The sequence below is a fragment of the Cohnella sp. GbtcB17 genome (assembly GCF_019091135.1).
In the GTDB taxonomy this organism is placed as follows: domain Bacteria; phylum Bacillota; class Bacilli; order Paenibacillales; family Paenibacillaceae; genus Cohnella.
Window position 1 is genome coordinate 47,699 of sequence record NZ_JAGXJW010000016.1, and the last position, 16,728, is coordinate 64,426.

General features: G+C 60.8%; 13 protein-coding genes and 1 riboswitch. Of the genes, 4 read left to right on the top strand and 9 right to left on the bottom strand.

Features of this window, described 5'->3' with window-relative positions:
• Positions 1 to 74: 74 nt before the first annotated feature.
• Positions 75 to 698, top strand: a complete 624-nt coding sequence (locus KVT38_RS10890; RefSeq protein WP_217593744.1) for a TetR/AcrR family transcriptional regulator — start codon at positions 75 to 77, stop codon at positions 696 to 698.
• A gap of 79 nt (positions 699 to 777) precedes the next feature.
• Here the strand turns inward: KVT38_RS10890 and KVT38_RS10895 are convergent, their stop codons facing one another.
• On the bottom strand, positions 778 to 3,057 hold the full coding sequence (locus tag KVT38_RS10895) for a putative bifunctional diguanylate cyclase/phosphodiesterase (protein ID WP_254639145.1): 2,280 nt from the start codon (positions 3,055 to 3,057) through the stop codon (positions 778 to 780).
• Positions 3,058 to 3,183: 126 nt separating this feature from the next.
• A riboswitch (cyclic di-GMP riboswitch) is annotated at positions 3,184 to 3,264 on the bottom strand.
• Positions 3,265 to 3,423: 159 nt separating this feature from the next.
• Here KVT38_RS10895 and KVT38_RS10900 point away from each other — a divergent pair.
• Positions 3,424 to 4,125 (top strand): glycosyltransferase family 2 protein, encoded by a 702-nt coding sequence (locus KVT38_RS10900; RefSeq protein ID WP_217593745.1) that lies wholly within the window; start codon positions 3,424 to 3,426, stop codon positions 4,123 to 4,125.
• A 137-nt stretch (positions 4,126 to 4,262) separates the two neighbouring features.
• Here the strand turns inward: KVT38_RS10900 and KVT38_RS10905 are convergent, their stop codons facing one another.
• Positions 4,263 to 5,498: an MFS transporter gene (locus KVT38_RS10905; RefSeq protein ID WP_217593746.1), complete on the bottom strand. Its 1,236-nt coding sequence runs from the start codon at positions 5,496 to 5,498 to the stop codon at positions 4,263 to 4,265.
• A gap of 135 nt (positions 5,499 to 5,633) precedes the next feature.
• On the opposite strand from KVT38_RS10905, the gene KVT38_RS10910 reads away from it, so the two are divergent.
• Positions 5,634 to 6,518 carry a LysR family transcriptional regulator gene (locus KVT38_RS10910; protein ID WP_217593747.1) on the top strand — a complete coding sequence of 295 codons (885 nt, stop codon included), beginning with the start codon at positions 5,634 to 5,636 and terminating at the stop codon, positions 6,516 to 6,518.
• 875 nt (positions 6,519 to 7,393) lie between these two features.
• The gene (gene tlp / locus KVT38_RS10915; protein ID WP_217593748.1) at positions 7,394 to 7,618 is read left to right on the top strand and encodes a small acid-soluble spore protein Tlp; all 225 of its coding nucleotides are present in this window, start codon (positions 7,394 to 7,396) and stop codon (positions 7,616 to 7,618) included.
• 123 nt (positions 7,619 to 7,741) lie between these two features.
• Here the strand turns inward: tlp and KVT38_RS10920 are convergent, their stop codons facing one another.
• The 7 genes from KVT38_RS10920 to KVT38_RS10950 all read right to left on the bottom strand — a co-directional run bounded on the left by KVT38_RS10920 (position 7,742) and on the right by KVT38_RS10950 (position 16,532).
• Positions 7,742 to 8,584, bottom strand: coding sequence for a DUF2935 domain-containing protein (locus tag KVT38_RS10920; protein ID WP_217593749.1), 843 nt, complete (start codon positions 8,582 to 8,584; stop codon positions 7,742 to 7,744).
• 73 nt (positions 8,585 to 8,657) lie between these two features.
• A complete protein-coding gene (locus KVT38_RS10925) occupies positions 8,658 to 9,755 on the bottom strand; it encodes a GerAB/ArcD/ProY family transporter (RefSeq protein ID WP_217593750.1) in 1,098 nt (365 codons plus the stop codon).
• Positions 9,756 to 9,772: 17 nt separating this feature from the next.
• A complete protein-coding gene (locus tag KVT38_RS10930; RefSeq protein ID WP_217593751.1) occupies positions 9,773 to 9,994 on the bottom strand; it encodes a hypothetical protein in 222 nt (73 codons plus the stop codon).
• Entirely contained in the window at positions 9,991 to 11,187 is a 1,197-nt protein-coding gene (locus tag KVT38_RS10935; RefSeq protein ID WP_217593752.1) for a Ger(x)C family spore germination protein, read from the bottom strand. Before KVT38_RS10935 ends, KVT38_RS10930 begins: the two co-directional genes overlap by 4 nt.
• A 26-nt stretch (positions 11,188 to 11,213) precedes the next feature.
• Positions 11,214 to 12,614, bottom strand: coding sequence for a spore germination protein (locus KVT38_RS10940; protein ID WP_217593753.1), 1,401 nt, complete (start codon positions 12,612 to 12,614; stop codon positions 11,214 to 11,216).
• 139 nt (positions 12,615 to 12,753) lie between these two features.
• Positions 12,754 to 15,549, bottom strand: coding sequence for a glycoside hydrolase family 3 protein (locus tag KVT38_RS10945; protein WP_217593754.1), 2,796 nt, complete (start codon positions 15,547 to 15,549; stop codon positions 12,754 to 12,756).
• Positions 15,546 to 16,532: a LacI family DNA-binding transcriptional regulator gene (locus KVT38_RS10950; RefSeq protein ID WP_217593755.1), complete on the bottom strand. Its 987-nt coding sequence runs from the start codon at positions 16,530 to 16,532 to the stop codon at positions 15,546 to 15,548. The genes KVT38_RS10945 and KVT38_RS10950 overlap by 4 nt, the downstream gene beginning before the upstream one ends.
• Between the last annotated feature and the right edge of the window lie 196 nt (positions 16,533 to 16,728).

A 16,728-nucleotide genomic window follows, 5' to 3' on the forward strand; every position in this document is an offset into this window, starting at 1 on the left:
CCGGAGAACTCTCCACTTCATGTTAAACGGAGACCTCTCCGCTGTCAAGAAGCATCAAATGGGGGTTGCCGAAGATGGATGAGAGACAAGAGGACGGCGCGCGCCCGGAGCGGCGCGATGCGGCCGAGAATCGCCAGCGCATTCTGGATGCGGCGCTCCGGCTGTTCGACCGGTACGGCGCCGGCCAGGTCAGCATGAACCAGATCGCGACCGAAGCCCAGATCGGCCCGGGCACGCTGTATCGCCGGTACCGCAACAAAAGCGAGCTGTGCCTCGACCTGATGAAGGACAATATCGTGCTGCTGTTCGACGATATCGATGCCTTTATCGAGGCGCATCGCGACAGCTCGCCGAACCTGCGTCTTAGGGGGATCGTGAGCTTGTTCGTCGGCTTTCGCGAGAAAAAAAACCAGCTGCTGGCGGGCATAGAGGATTCCCCTCCCGCAACCCGCACCCGGCCCAGAGCGCTCAGTCCGCTATACGGGCAGCTGCACGAGATCCTCATTGCACAGTTCGAGGCGATGACCGGAAACGGCCACGACGAAGCCGCAGCACACTCGAGCGCCGTATTCAGGGCGGACATGCTGCTCGTGGCGCTCAGCAGCGAATCCTACGCCACCCAGCGGAACGTTCGCGGCCTGTCGCCGGATGAGATCGTCGAACAGCTCGGCCTGACCTTTTTCCCGGAGCGGGACTGACGACGGCTCCATGAAATAAGCGCTCTTCCGGACAACCGGAGAGCGCTTATTGAACGTGCTGCAGATCGTGCTTGCTGCCTTAATTCGCGATAACGGGACATGTGCCCGCCCCGGCATCCCCAGCGGCCGACAGCATCTCCTCGAACGCTTCGGGGCTCACCGGCTTGGAGTAGAGGTATCCCTGACCGACCGGGCAGCCGTGCGCGACGAGCACCTGCCGTTGGCGCTCGCACTCGATCCCTTCCGCGACGACGCCCAGGTTGAGGCTGAGCCCCAGGTCGATGATCGTCTTGAGCATGGACAGCTGAACGCGATCGTCGATATCGTCGATGAAGGACTTGTCGATCTTGATCCGATCGATCGGCAGCTTCGGGATGATGAACAGCGACGAATAGCCCGTGCCGAAGTCGTCGATCGAGACGCCGATTCCCATCTTTCTGAGCGCGCGCAGCACGTCCGTGCTCTCCTTCACGTTTTGCATGATGCTCTCCGTGATCTCGAGCTCCAGATAGCCGGCCGGCAAGCCCGTGCGCTGCAGCACGCTGCACACCGACATCAGAAACTCGCGGTGCTGGAACTGGCGGACCGATACGTTGACCGAGATGCATAACGGCGGATAGCCCTTGTCCTGCCATGCCTTGTTCTGCTCGCAAGCCCGCCCCAGCACCCAGTCCCCGATCGCGACGATCTGGCCCGTCTCCTCGGCGACCGGACTAATCTCCGCGGGAGAGACGACGCCCAGCTCCGGATGCTCCCAGCGAAGCAACGCCTCCATGCCGATGATACGCTCCGTCCGCAGCTCGACCTTCGGCTGGTAGTGAAGCTTGAACTGGCGGCGCTCGATCGCCCGCCTGAGCTCGTGCTCCAGTTTCATTTTGCGGGCCATGATCGCGTGCAGCTCCGTATCGTAAAACCGGAAGCTGTTTTTGCCGCTTTCCTTCGCCAGATACATCGCCGCATCCGCGTATTTTAACAGGTCGTTGCTCGTGCAGCCGTTATCCGGGTAGATGCTGATACCAATGCTCGGCGTTACGATAATCTCGATCTCTTCGCAGCGGAACGGCTCGCGGAATTGCCCCAGGATCCGGTCCGCCGCGGCCGCACACCAGGAATTCTCGGCATCGGTCAGGATCACGACGAATTCGTCGCCGCCAAGCCTGTAGAGCGGCGAACGGACGCCGACAGAACGCCTGAGCCGTTCGGCCGTCTGAATCAGGATGCGGTCTCCGGCATGATGACCGAGCGTATCGTTGATCACCTTGAACCGGTCGAGCTCGATCAGCAGCAGGCCCGCGCGCACGTCCGTTTTGCCGATGATCCGTTCCAGATCCTGCCGGAAGCCGATGCGGTTCTTCAGTCCCGTGAGCGGATCGTGATAGGCCAGGTGGCGATACTCGCCCATGAGCTCGTTCAGGACGCGCATCATACGGAGCTGACGTCCCACGATCAGCAGAAACAGCAGCAGCAAGCCGAGGCTGAGCGCGTTAAAATCCCAACGGCTGCCCAGCACGAAAAGAACGACGAGACCCGCGATGCTGGCATACGGGAAGACAGACTCCTTAATCCGCATGTCGGGCTCGCTTTCCTGTATCGGCGCGGTCGGCCCGTCTCCCGCAGAGCGGCCGCCCAGACCGATCAGCAGCAACGCAAGCACCCATAATACGTCCACGAATTGACCCGAGTTCTGCGCCTGCTGCTCGGAGAGATAAGCGAAGCCGAGATCGCCCGCGATCTGGCACAGCATGCCCCAGACGACGTACAGCATCGAGGGAGTCAGCGCGCCCTGCTGCAGCAAGGTATAGTACAGAATCAGCGTCAGCAGGAAGATGCTCAGCGACGCCAGCGGATAAGCGGCGGAGAGCAGCGTGACGAAGGGCGATTCATCGGGGATGGAGATGATCGGATTGATCACGAAGTGGACACTGACGCTGACGGCCGTGATCGTAAAGACGACGATGTTGAATATGTAGCCGGCTCCCGCCGAACGACCGTAGACGGACCTGTATTTGCAGAAAAGGGCCGCGAGAAAAAAACAATAGGCGATCAGCCAGATGACATAGGAGAATGCGGAATACTCGGTGGCGGACGACGCAAGCTGCTTGTAGAGCAATTGACAATTAGACAGCGCATTCAAGATCAGCCCCGTGCCGACCATCAACCAAAATCCGCGGCGCTTGCCGTTCAGCCGAAGACCCGTTCGCAAGGTCCAAAACGCGCCGATGGCGCCTGCCGCCATCTGCAGCATGTTCGAGCCCAGGACGCGCATCCATTCGTTATCCCAGTAGATCAAATACCAGCATCCGATGGCCGCGGCGAATCCGGACAGCAAAAACAGAGGCAAGCGTCGAGCATGCAACATAGTAATCCCTCACGATGACTAATATTGGGCAGCGATACAATCGAGGAATACATGATGGAACCGGTTAAAAAAAGGGAAAACAAAAAGTTATTCCCCATGGAAATAACCTTGTATACGGTACTGATCCCTGGCAACCCGGCGGCCATAGTTTCCCTTAGGCCCGTAGCTTTGCGTCCTCGCCTTTCGACGAGTTTGCCCTTCTCAAAACCTATTCAACTAGTTATATACTATCATTTTTCGAGCTAAATACATAGAACTTTTTTCCTATAAAAGAAAAGATTTCGTTATCATCTATAATAGGCGGCTGACGATACGCAGAGGCGGATGAAAGACATATGATGGAAGACGAACGGAGGGGAAGCAGCCTTGAGCAAACCTGGCGTAACCATCGTGGCTTGCACGAACCGTCCCGAATTTTTCGCCAACGTGCTGGGCAACTACGTGCGCCAACGGTATCCGCGCAAACAATTGATCGTCATCGTCAACAAGGATGGCGTCGATCTGCGGGCCATGCGCCGACAGGCCGCACGCTGCCCCGACGTCGCCGTCTATCACGTACCGGAGCGGATCTCTCTCGGCCAATGCCTCAACTGCGGCATCTCGCGCGCCAAGTATCCGCTCATTGCCAAGTTCGATCACGACGACTACTATTCGCCTTACTATTTGCGCGAGCAGGTTCGGGCGCTCCAGCGAACAGGCAGCTCCGTCGTCGGCAAGCATGCCTGCCTCGTGTATTTAGCGGGGAGCCGACGGCTGATCGTCCGCTCCCCCGGCGAACGGCACCGCTTCATGAGCTTCGTGCAGGGAGGCACGATTCTGTTCCGCCGGAACGTGCTGAAGGACGCGCGGTTCGCCGACATCTCCCTGGGCGAGGACGTGCGGTTCCTGCGAAGCTGCGCGAGAAAAGGACACCGCGTGTACGCGACCTCGCCTTATAACTACGTCTACGTTCGCCGCAAAGACAAGCGCACGCATACGTGGAAAGTGAACGACCGCTATTACTTGAAGGGCAGCCGGCACGTCGCTGTTACAGACCGCTATCGTTCGTACGCGATTCGGAAGATTTGAGCGTTGCAGAGCCTAGGAATAGCGATGTGCCACGTTCTTGTTTGTCCCGTCGGGCACGGTTGCGAACTGAATCTACGACAAATCAGGCCACCCTCCCGGAATGGCCTGATTCGGTGCCGGCAGCCGGCGAAGGATCATTATGCCGTTTTCGCCTGCGCTTCCGGCGCGGGAAGCGCTGTCCGGCGACGATGGTGCAGCATGACGTAGAAGAGCACCGACACCAACGCGATCGAGCCCGCGCCCGCATACATCATGCGGTAGTCCGAGACGGATGCGATCATGCCCATGAAGTAGGAGCCGATGCCGTAGCCCAGGTCGAACATCAGAAAAAACGTGCCGGTCGCGCTACCTCGCCGGTGCTCCGGCGCCAGCTTGATCGCCAGCGTCTGGAAGCAGGGCAGGAGCGCGCCGTAGCCGATGCCCATCGCGGCGCCGGTCAGCAGCACGGCGAAGGCGGAGTGCGCCTGACCGAGTACGATCATGCCGATCGCGAATAGCGCGATGCCGGGATAGTACAGGTAATGCTCCTTATACCGGTCGAACACCCGCCCGATGACGGGACGGGAGGCGACGATCATCACCGCGAACACGACAAAAAACAGCGCCGTGACATGCGTTTGGTGGATTTCTTCGGTAAACGCCGCGAAAAAGCCCGACAGCGAGCTGTAGGCGAACGATACGACGAAGCCGACGATCGAGATCGGCAGCGCCTTCGGCTCGATGACGTCGCTCCAGCGCAAACGCCCCGCTTTTGCTCCTGCATCGGCCGCCGGCTCGGGCGCGGCCGCCCGCGCAAGCTCCGGCTTGGCCCCCGGTACCCGCATGCCCACCGCGAACGCAAGCGACAACGCCGCGATAACGCACACCGCAAGCAGCAGCACGTCGACGTTTTTGTCCTTCCACAGCCACAAGCCGAGCGCCGGCCCGACCGCCATGGCGATGCTCATGAACATGCTGAAGTAGCCGACGCCTTCTCCCTGTCGCGAGCGGGGAATGAGCGACGTAGCCGCTGCGCTCGACGCAGTCGACGCTACGGCATAGCTCATGCCGTGGACAAGCCGTACCGCGAGGAACAACGCCATCCCTTTTGCCCCGAAGTAGGCGATGCAGGCCGCCAGGAAGACGGCCAGGCCGATCAGCGTCATCCGTTTTTTGCCGAACCGGTCGGCCCACATGCCCGACAGCGGTCTGCCGAGCACGCCTCCGACGACGTAGACCGTGATCGCGAGACCCATCTGCTGCTGATTGCCGTGCATGCTGTCCTTCACGTAGAGCGGGAAGGCCGTAGCCAATATATAAAACGTCAAAAACATAAAAAAGCTGCTCAAACAAACGACGACGAAATCCCTCGTCCAAATTTTATCTTTGATCACAACGTTTCGCGCTCCATTCTCCCGGTCAAGCTTCTCTAGTGTGCAAACATTATAAGCCCGCAGATTCATCATGTATAATACTAATTCGATGATGAATTCATCACATGAACGTGATAAAAGGAGCGCGATGAAACGGTGGAGCTTTTGCAGCTCAAATATTTCCAGGCCGTGGCGAGGCTTGAGCATATCACGAAGGCCGCGAAGGAACTGAACGTGTCCCAGCCTTCGCTGAGCAATGCGATCGCGCGGCTCGAGAAGCGGCTCGGCGTGCCGCTGTTCGTGCGCCAGGGGCGCCAGGTGAAGCTGAACGCGTTCGGCAAAACGTATTTGAAGCGCGTTGAGCAGGCGTTTCTCGAGCTGGAGGAGGGTGAGCGCGAGCTGGCGGATATGGCAGGTCCCGAGCACGGCATCGTCTCGATCTGCGTTTCCCTCCCTTACGTGCTGCCGACGCTGCTTAAGGATTTTCTGACCGCGCATCCCCATGTCCGTATTATCCAGCATCAGCTTGGCTCCGTGCACGAGATGAAGACAAAGCTGGCCAATGCCGACATTGACTTTTGCGTTTCGTCGACGCCGATCGCGGGTCCCGATATCGAATGGCTGACGCTCGCGGAGCAAGAACTATGCCTGACCGTGCCCAAGCGGCACCGGTTTGCCGGACGGGAGCGCATCTCGCTCGCCGAGGCGGCGGACGAGCCCTTCATCGCACTGTCGCCGAGGTCCAACTTCCGGGAGATCACCGACAGCTTCTGCCGCCAAGCCGGCTTCGAGCCGCGCGTCGCCTTCGAGCTCGAAGAGGTGAGCGCGATCCAGACGCTTGTGGAGATGGGGCTCGGCATCACCTTCACGCTGCCGCTCTCGCTCGGCAATCGCGCCTCAAACCCGGGCACCGCCCAGGTGCAAATCGCCGAGCCGGTATGCAGGCGGACGTTCGGCATCGCGTGGAACAGGAAGCATTATCTGTCCGAAGCCGCGGTGCATTTCCGGCAGTTCGCGATTCAGTTTTTCGGGAAGTTGTAGGCGGGTTGAAAAGCAAAACGACCGCTTCGCGAGGAAGGGGATGAGGGAGGGCGAGGGACAGACGGCGGTCAGGTGAATTACTAGGCTCTTTCCAACGCTTCCAAATCGGATGTGTTCCTACATAGGAACACCGCCGCACTCCACGTGCCGAGCTTGCCGGATTTGTTCCTACATAGGAACACCGCCGCGCTCCACGCGACAGGCCTGCCGAATTTGTTCCTACATAGGAACACCGCCACACTTCATGCGCCGGGCCTGCCTAATTTGTTCCTACATAGGAACACCGCCGCACTCCACGCGACAGGCCTGCCGGATTTGTTCCTACATAGGAACACCGCCGCACTTCGTGCGCCGGGCCTGCCGAATTTGTTCCTACATAGGAACACCGCCGCGCTCCACGCGACAGGCCTGCCGAATTTGTTCCTACATAGGAACACCACCGCACTCCACGCGCCGGGCTTGCCGGATTTGTTCCTACATAGGAACACCGCCGCGCTCCACGCGCCGGGCTTGCCGGATGTGTTCCTACATAGGAACACCGCCGCACTCCACGCGCCGGGCCTGCCGGATTTGTTCCTACATAGGAACACCGCCGCACTCCACGCGCCGGGCTTGCCGGATTTGTTCCTACATAGGAACACCGCCGCACTCCGCGCGCCGGGATTGTCGAGTTTGTTCCTACATAGGCACACCGCCGCACTCTACGCGCCGGGCTTGCCGAATTTGTTCCTACATAGGAACACCGCCGCGCTCCACGCGACAGGCCTGTTGGTTTAGCGATTCCGCCGCCACGGCATGCATAAACGCCCCCTCGTCCGCCCAAGCTAACGTGCAGCGCCTACCGAAGGGCGCATGACGAGCAGGAGGGATTCGCCATGGCCAAGCCGGACAATCGCGCGGACAACGTGGAGCATTTGCAGCAAAAGATCGAGGATACGCTTGAGAACCTGGGCGAAGCCGAAGACTATCTGAGCGAGTTCTCTTCGGAGATCGGCAGCGAGGAGCGCCAGCGCATCGAGGAGAAAAACGAACGTCGCCGCAGCAGCATCGAGGGCTTCCGCGAAGAGATCAAGGACGAAGCCGCCTACTCCCAGGAGTAGTTAGCTCGCGACAGGACGGATTGATCCGCAACCCATCGAAAACGGAAACGAACAGACCGCTCAAGCCCAGCCGGGCCCGGACGGTCTGTTCGTTCTTTGCTTGTCGCGCTCGAGCTGCCGACGTCACGACGCTCCGCTCCCTATTCTCGACGGCCTCCTCAGCGGGCACTCGGCATAGGATGGCGCACCGGGCACGAAGACGGCGAGCTTGCGCATGAAGTAGCACGACTCCGGAAAGTGATGCTCGAGAAACCGCAGCGTGGCCTTGGACAACAGCTCGGTGCCGATGTATTCGGCTACCACCTGCTGCACGAAGGCATAGAAGTCCCTCACCGTCGCGAGCACCTCGGCCGCAAATCGCGTCTCCGCCGGGAAGCCGGGCGACGTGAAGCGCTCGTAGCTCTGCATGGCGCGATTTTTGACCATATACGTGGAGAAGACGGTGGCGAACTTGTCCGCCTGCGCGCCCAGCGTCTGCTCGACGGGATCTAACAGCCCGTGCAGCAGCACGGCATGACCGAGCTGATCCTCGATCCACAGATCGAGCAATTGGGTCAAGGCCAGCGGCGGTGCCGGCATCCCCTGCGTCCAGTAGGAGAGCTGGCGCAGATACTCCTGGTTCTCGCTGATCGTGCCGTTGAAGTAGGATGGCGTCAGGTTGAGGTTCACCTGATTGAACAACCGCAAATGCTGCATATGCCCTTCCAGCCGGCAGTAGCCGTCCGCGAGCGGGTAGACGCTCTCCGCAAACGCCCGCATCGCCGGAGCCTCGGCCGGCTCGAAGGGAGGCAGCGCCTCCGCCCGCGCGATCGCCTCGCGGAACGGCTCGAAGAAGCGCTCGGCCTCCTGCCACCACCTCGTCTCCGATGGCGACAGATAGTCCCTCAGAAAATGCGCGTGATCCTCCAGTACCTCGAGCCAGAACAGATGCTCTTCCTTGATCGACATGCCCCCGTCTTGCGCCATCGATGAGCGCCCTCCCTCGCATTCGGATTTGCTCTCACCATTGTATGAAGGGCGGCATGCCGGTAGTCGCGATTTACTCGCCGCGCTGCCGGCCGCCCCCGAGCCGGGAGACGAGCGGATACAGAAAAACGAGGCATTCGACGAACAAAGCGAAGGTCGCCCAGCTTCTGTCGAAGTATTGGGCCAGCTCGGATGGATATCGCGCCAGGACGACCGACAGCGCGACGACGAAGGCCGCGACCGAGAACGTGATCGGCTTGTAGTCCTTCAACCCGAGCGCTTGGGAGGTCAGCAGCGTGCCGACGGCGAACGCGATGGCAAGCTTGATGAAAAGCCCCGCGAACCAGATGGAGACGATGATCGCGTCCATATTGTGCACGAAGTCGCCGAGATGCAAAAATCCGCTCAGCTCCAGCGCCGGGTACATAAGCGCACCCGAAAGCTTCGGGCCGAGGAACACCATCATCAGCAGAAACTCCGAGATGAGGATGTAAGTTCCCGCCATCGAACCGATCCAAAGCGCCCTGCGTACCTTCTGGCGGGCGTCGAATTGCGGGACGATGTACGCGAGCAGCACCAATTCCCCGTACCAAGGAATCAGCGCGTAAGTCTGGTTCCATAGCGCCTTCCAATCGTGAATTCGCGTGAACTCGTGCCACATCGGCGTGCTCATTTCCGGCAGAAAGAACAGCGGCTTGATGAAAAAGAGAAAGCCGATGACGAAAAAGCAGCCCTGCGCGAACCGGAAAGAGACCGGAACGCCCGATTGGGCCATTGACGCCGCGGCCGACATGACGAGCACGGCTACCGCGACCGAAGGTGTCTCCCGTAGATAGGTCGGCACGAAGAAGTCCGTAAATTCGCGGAGAATATGCGCGGCCAAGTGAAGAAAGAAAAACGCCGAGAGCAGCAAAATCGCGATGTTCCCGACTTTGCCGACCGTCTTTGCTCCCTGGATGCCGACATAGGCGGAGGGGCGGCGCAGCGCGTATCGAAGGCTGATCGCCGTAAGCGCCGTCCCGGCTACGGCGGCAAGCGCGATGCTGTATACGCCGTCGAAGCCGGTGTTCCGGGCCAGCGGGCCGAGCAAGAAGGCGATCGTCGTCGAAAACACGTAAACGAAGACGAGCGCGCCGATTTGAAGTCCCGTTATCGTCCCCCGGTTTTTCAAGACAATCCCCCTCTCTTTTATTTGCGGACGATCAAGCCCTGCAGCGGCCCGAAGATGAATTCGATCGCGCGGTTGGGATTGACCCATTCTGGAACATAGTGCGCGCAAGCGGCGAATACGAATGCGAAGCCGGTCACGGCAAAGGCCACGGCCCGGTCGCGCCCGCTTGCCGAACCGCGCCGCAGGAGAAGGACTTGGTGCGCGAGCACGATGCCCATGCCCAGCGTCAGGATAATCATGAAGAGCTGCCTCCTTCCGAGTATAGTCTGGGCGAATGGCTGATGCCCGGCGTCCGCAGAAGGATGCGGGCGTGGATGACCGGCTTCATGCTCGCAAACAGGTTTTCGCGCGTCTGGTCCGCCCACCCCCGCCATAACGACGGGTACTTGTACTTCACGTATTCGCTCCATTGGAATACGTCCGCATGCTCCTCCTGGGCTTTGTCCGCAGCGGACTGCGCCAAGTCCCGGATCCGCACGTTCAGCGCCCTTTCGAGCTTCCGCATGCTACCCGGGTCGTGCAGGTCTAGCTTCGACTGGATGGAGACCAGGTCCGCCTTGCCGTCGATGGATACGTGGATGAGCACCTTGTTTCCGCGCCGTTCGGATCTCGTCGACTGCTTGATATCGACCAGCCTGACGCTGAACAGCCCTTCGGGATCCGCTATTTTTGCCGTGAGCATCAATTCCGGCGTGCGGCTTTTCATGAACGTGATTCCCATCGTCTCGTCCGCCGTGAAGCTCCCGATGACCGCATTGTCTTTCATGATCGCCGCGCCGCCGATGCCCGACCACTGTACGGGCTTTTCCTCGGTCAGCACGCTCAGCTCTCTTAGCCGAAGCTCCGGAATATAAGCGTCCCCCAGGTTGTTCCACTGCGAATAGAGCAGATCCCGTATGTTGACCGGCGGCAGACGCCGGGTATGCGCCGACTCCCGCCAAATCTCGGTCGGGAAGCGCTCGAATACGGGCGTCAGCTTGGCGATATTCCGGGCCTCGCCATTGAAGTAAAACATGTACACCCGAAAACGAAAATCCGTCGCGCGGATGAGAAAATCGAACAAAGGCGCCATTCCCGCCCGCGCGTATCGGTCTCCCACGATGATCGTGCGCATCTGTCCCCAAGCGACGGTACGCGGCAGGTCCTTCTGAATCTGCTGGAAAGCTTCCGTGATGTCCCGTCCTTTGCCCGTGAGCGAGACGAACGGCTTGTCCTGGCCCGGAGAAGCATTCAAGCCGACGGAGATGCGGTTCGGCAGGAGAAACATAGTCGAGATCTCCGTTCGGCCTTGCTCGTCGAGATCTACGAGCATCGTCGACACGAAGGTGCGGTCGTTGAGCTCCTGCTTGGACCAGCAGCCCGTCAACCCCGCCATCGTGAGGACGATCGTCAGCGCGATGGCGACGGAATGGATGCCTAGACGCTTGCGCATCGCTTCTCCCCGTTTCGTTCTCTTTTTTACGAGCGCTTGACGCCCATCTTTTTGCTCCAGGGGTACCGTCCCGCGGCATCCTTCATCCGCTCCGACTTGTAAGGAATGAACGGAGACAGATAGGGCGTGCCGAAGGAATCCATCGACAGCAGGTGGATGTAGACGAAAAAGACGCCGACGATCAGGCCCAGGAGGCCGAAAATCGCCGAGGTGAACAACAGCATGAACCGGAGAAAGCGGACCGTCAGCGTCATCGAAAAGTGCGGCACGATAAACGAAGAAATACCGGTCAGGGCGACGATAATGACCATCGGCGCGCTGACGATGCCCGCCTGCACCGCCGCGTCTCCGATGACGATCGCGCCGACGATGGAGATCGTCTGCCCGATGGCGGACGGGATGCGCTGCCCCGCCTCCCGCATAACCTCGAAGGTGACCTCCATGATAAGCGCCTCCAGAATCGCGGGGAACGGCACGATATCCCGGCTCGAGGCGACGGAGATCAACAGATTATAAGGCATCATCTCCGGGTGGAACGTCGTGATCGCGACGTAGGCCGAAGGCAGGACCAGGCTCAGTCCGAAGAAGACGTAGCGGAGTACGCGAACCCAGCTGCTGTAAAAGTAGCGTTGATAGTAATCCTCCGCGGACTGCATAAAGGACAACAAGGTTGCTGGCGCGACCAGGTTGCTCGGACTTCCGTCCGTCAACAGCGCGAGTCTTCCCTCGAACAACGATGACGCCACGACGTCGGGCCTTTCCGTGTTGAGCATTTTCGGAAACGGGGAGGTCAGCCGATCGTCCAGCGCCTCCTCCAGATAACTGCTGCCCGGCAGCCGGTTCGTACGGATCTCTTGCAGCTTCGTCCTTACCTTAGCGATCAGCTCTTGGTCGCAGCTGTCCTTCATATAAAGCATCAGGACTGTCGTATGCGATTCGCTGCCGATGACGAATTCCTCTACAACCAGCTTGTCGCTCTTAACGCGCTGGCGAACGAGCGACAGGTTCGTCCAGACGTCCTCCACGAACGCTTCCTTCGGACCGCGGATCGTCTTCTCGTTCTCCGAGACGGATACCGAGCGAGCTGCCTTCTGTTGAAAAGGAAACAGCACGCCCGCCGCTTGTCCGTCGATGCACAGCACGGCCTGTCCGTTGAGAAGCCCGTCCAGCGCCGCCTCCGGCGAACGCGTCAGCGAATAAGGGGTGGGGAAAAAGGATCTCCGCTCCAGAATATCCCCGAGCCGCTCCTCATCGCTGCCCTTGTAAGGCGCGAGCAGCGTGCGCAGCACGTGCGTCTGCAGCATTTCCAGATCGATCGCGTCCGTCATATAGTAGACCGCGCAAGAGAAGCTGCCCTGCTCGATCTTCTGCGTGACGATGTCGGGACGCGCCTTCAGCCGGTCGTTTAACCAATGCGCCAGTTCCATAGAGGCCTTCCTTTTTTGGTAATAGCATCCGCCGGGTCGCGATTTTTATGCATAAACAGGAAAAAGGCACCCGCAGCGGGTGCCTTAAAAGGGAGAATGAACGAGCAAGATCGTAGTCGGCGACGGCTTCGAGCCTCAATCAGATCGCTCTGAATTCGATCCAGCCGATCTCAAGACCGGGCTTGACGACATCGAGCTTGAGTTCGTACAACCCGGCCGCCAGCTCGGCCTTCGGCAGCTTGTGCAGCGTCCAGGCGCCGCCGGTTCCGTTCGTCTGCACGGTCGCGAGCGGCCTCCCGTTCAGGCTCAGGTTGCTCGCGCTCTGCGCCAGCTCGGATTCGGCGGACATCGCGCTCGCGAACAGCCGGTAGGCGCCCGCTTGCTCCACTCGAATGAAGGTCGCGCCTGCGACGTTCGGCACGATCCGCGCGCCGTCCGCAACCGGCTGAGCGCGCTGCTCTTGCTCGGCGGCAGGGGCAGTCAGCGCTTGGAACGCTTCACTCGTCTCTTGCGTGACCCGATCCCGCGCGCCGACCGGCGCCCGCAGAATGAAGCCGAGGATGTTCATCGCGGACCGCTGCAGCTCGCCTCTCGAGAGCGTGCCGTCGGCAAGCGATGCGATCGTATGGTCCCCGTAAGCGTTGGTCTCCGCGCCGTAGTTGCTGACGACCATGTACAGATCGTTCTGCGCGCGCACCATCCAGTTCGTATACTTGCGATCCGGGACGCCGCCGCGCGCGACATCGTTCATGACGGCCCACCAGTCCGTCATTACGATGCCCTTAAAGCCCCATTCGCCGCGAAGGATCGTCGTGTTCAGGTCGTAGTTCGACGCCGCCCAGTGTCCGTTGATCGGATTGTACGACGTCATGACCGAATTGGCGCCGCCCTCCCGGACCGCGATCTCGAAGCCCTTCAGGTAAATCTCGCGCAGCGCGCGCTCGGATACGACGGCGTCGACCTTGCTGCGGTGCTTCTCCTGATTGTTGCAGGCGAAGTGCTTGAGCGTGGCGTTCGAGCCGCCTTTCATAATGCCCCGCACGCAAGCTGCGGCGAAGACGCCCGAGATGAGCGGATCTTCGGAAAAGTACTCGAAGTTGCGCCCGTTAAGCGGGCTCCGCCGGATGTTGAGCCCCGGTCCGAGCAGCGCGTCGATCTCGTTGCGCACGAGCTCCCGGCCCTCGAGAACGTACAGCTCCTCGACGAGCGCCGTGTTCCAGGTCGCGGCGAGCAGCGTCCCGATCGGCACCTGCGTCGCCTTGTGCCCGCTGTCCATGCGGATGCCGGACGGCCCGTCGGACGTGCAGGCGACCGGGATGCCATAGCCCAGCAGGCCATCCGTCACCCCGCCGAAGGCCGAAGCCGTCCCCGGCGTGACCAGCGGGCTGCTCATGCCTTCGCCGCGGACGAGCGCGGCCAGATCTTCGTCGCCAAGCTGCGCGACGAAGGCTTCGAGGCCGACCTTGCCGTCGCGAACGTCCTTCAGCTTGTAGCCGCTATCGCCGGTCTGTGCGATCTCTTGGGGAAGCCGGCTCCCGATGCGGTCCGCCAGCGAGATCTTGCGCTTCGGCGCATCCTCGTACGCCAGCTCGTAGGCGCCGTCGGCCCGGCGCGCGCCCGGCTTCATCCGCGAGAGACTCGCGGTCGGCGCCATCGCTTCCTCGAGCTGCCGCACGACCCGAAGCGTGTCGACGACATAGCCGTCTTGCCCCTCAAAGGCGACGGCCGAAGCTTTTTTCACACTGGTCCCCGCATAGAAGCGATAGGTTCCCGCCTCCAGCACGTAGGCGGAAGCATGGCCGGTCGCGCCGGCGTCGTCGTAGGCGGCCATCGCGCGGACGGGGAAGCTGACGGTCAGGCGCTGCGATTCGCCCGGCTGCAGCAGATCGGTCTTGGCGAAGGCGGCGAGCGCTCTGGCCGGACGTCCCAGCGCGCCTTGCGGCGCTTCAACGTACAGCTGAACGACCTCTTTGCCGGCGTAGACCTTGCCCGTGTTCGTTACGACGACATCGACCGCGATGACGGCTTCGCCGTCGGCATCGGTCAGACGGGCGTCTTCCGCCGCGAGGCCGAACGTCGTATAGGACAGGCCATAGCCGAACTCGAACTGCACGCGATCCGGACAGAACGTCTCGAAGTAGCGATAGCCGACATAGATGTCTTCCTGGTAAAGGTTGGCGAGCTCGTTGCCGTAGTTGCGGGTGGACGGATAATCCTCGAGCGCATAAGCGATCGTGTCTGTCAGCTTGCCGCTCGGCGTTACATCGCCGGCCAGCACGTCGGCGATCGCGTTGCCGCCTTCCATGCCTCCGTGCCAGGCATACACGACGCTTGCGATCGGGTGAACGTACGCGTCGTCTTCCAGCCAGCTCATATCCACGATATTGGAAACGTTGAGCACGACGACGGTCCGCTCGAAGCGCGCCGTCACCCGCCTCAGCATCGCCCGCTCCTCGTCCGTGAGCAGGTAGCTGCCCGGCTCGCCCGCGTTGTCCTGATCCTCCCCGGCCGTGCGTCCGATGACGACGATCGCCTTGTTCGAGATGCGCCTCGCTGCGGCGACCAGTTCGTCCGTCAACGGCATTTCCCGCTGATGCCAGGGCTCCGCCGCCCAGCCGCCCCCACCGTTGTCGAACGGGTTCTGCTCGATCCACTGCTCGTAGACGGCCGCGAGTGTCTCGTTGACCGCCACGTTTGCCTTGCCGCGAAGACCGTCCAGCAGGTTCGTCGTATACGCCACATGGACGCTGCCGCCGGAGCCTGTGCCGCTGCGGTAGTAGTTCACTTGCGTTCTCCCGAACACGGCGACGTTATCCCCTTGGCGCAGGGGCAGCGCTTCTCCTTCGTTTTTCAGCAGCACTGCGCCTTCTGCGGCTGCCCTACGGCTGAACGCGGCGAAGCCGTCCAAGGGAACGCCGATCATCGATGTCGTCATTTCGCATCCTCCTTTAGTTGTCCGACCGATTCGCCTTCAATCAGCCGCACATAAATCCGCTCTTGCTCGACGGGCCGGCCCTCGATCATCTTCAGCAGCTGCTCGGCGGCGAGCGCCCCCCACTTGCGCTTGGAGTAATCGATTGTCGTCAGCCGGGGCTGCATGTACTGCGCAAGCTCGATGTTGTCGTAGCCGACCACGTGGACGTCCCGTCCGATCCGGAGCGGGGTCTGCGTCCGCAAGTAGTCGCACAGGCCGATCGCCATCTCGTCGTTCAGGCAGAAGACGCCGACCGGTCCTTCCCGCGCAACCTCCGCGATCCGCGCACCTGCCGCATAGCCGGAGGCCTTGTCAAAAGCGCCCGGGAGCTCCTCGAGCCTTGCCTCCGGCACGCGCTCTGCCGCCTGCCTGACCGCCCGCATTCGCTGCCGCGCGTCGAAGGCCGACTCCGGCCCGCCTACGGCGCAGATCCGGCAGAGTCCCTGACTCAGCAGATGCTCCACGGCCAGCGTCGCGCCCGCTTTGTTGTCGAGCAGCACCTGGTTGACGTTGGGATGGTCGAGCTCGCGATCGAGGACGACCAGCTTGTGCCCGCGGTCCGCATAGCCGATCAGCTCCTCGTCGGCGAACGTCGCGTCGAGAATGATCGCCCCGTCGAACGCTCGCTCCGGGATCATCCGATGCGACCGGCGGCCGCTGCAGACGATGAGATCGTAGTCCCTGCGGTTCAGCTCTTCCTTGAGCCCATACAGCAGGTCTCCGTAAAAGTGGCCGCTGAAGTCCGTGAGGAAGACGCCGACGAGCATCGTCTCCCGCTTCTTCAGCATGCGGGCCGCCCGGTTGGGCACGTACCCCAGCTCGTCCGCGATCGACCGGATGCGGTCCGCCGTCTCCTTCGTAATCCGGTCGCTGCCGTTCAGCGCATACGATACCGTAGATATCGAGACCCCCGCCGCGCTGGCGATATCCTTGATGCTGACCAAGCTTCCCCTCTCCTTTCCTGATTTCTGTATGTTGCGAAAACAAGCTTTCGAAACGTTTCAATTTAATCTTCGACTAGCCGATATTCTCTAAATTTATATGAAATCGGCACTTCAGGCAACTTAAATTATAGGTTTGACGCCTTGTAATCGTAGAATTATAATGTCCGTAGAAACGTTTCGATAAAGCGTTATCAGC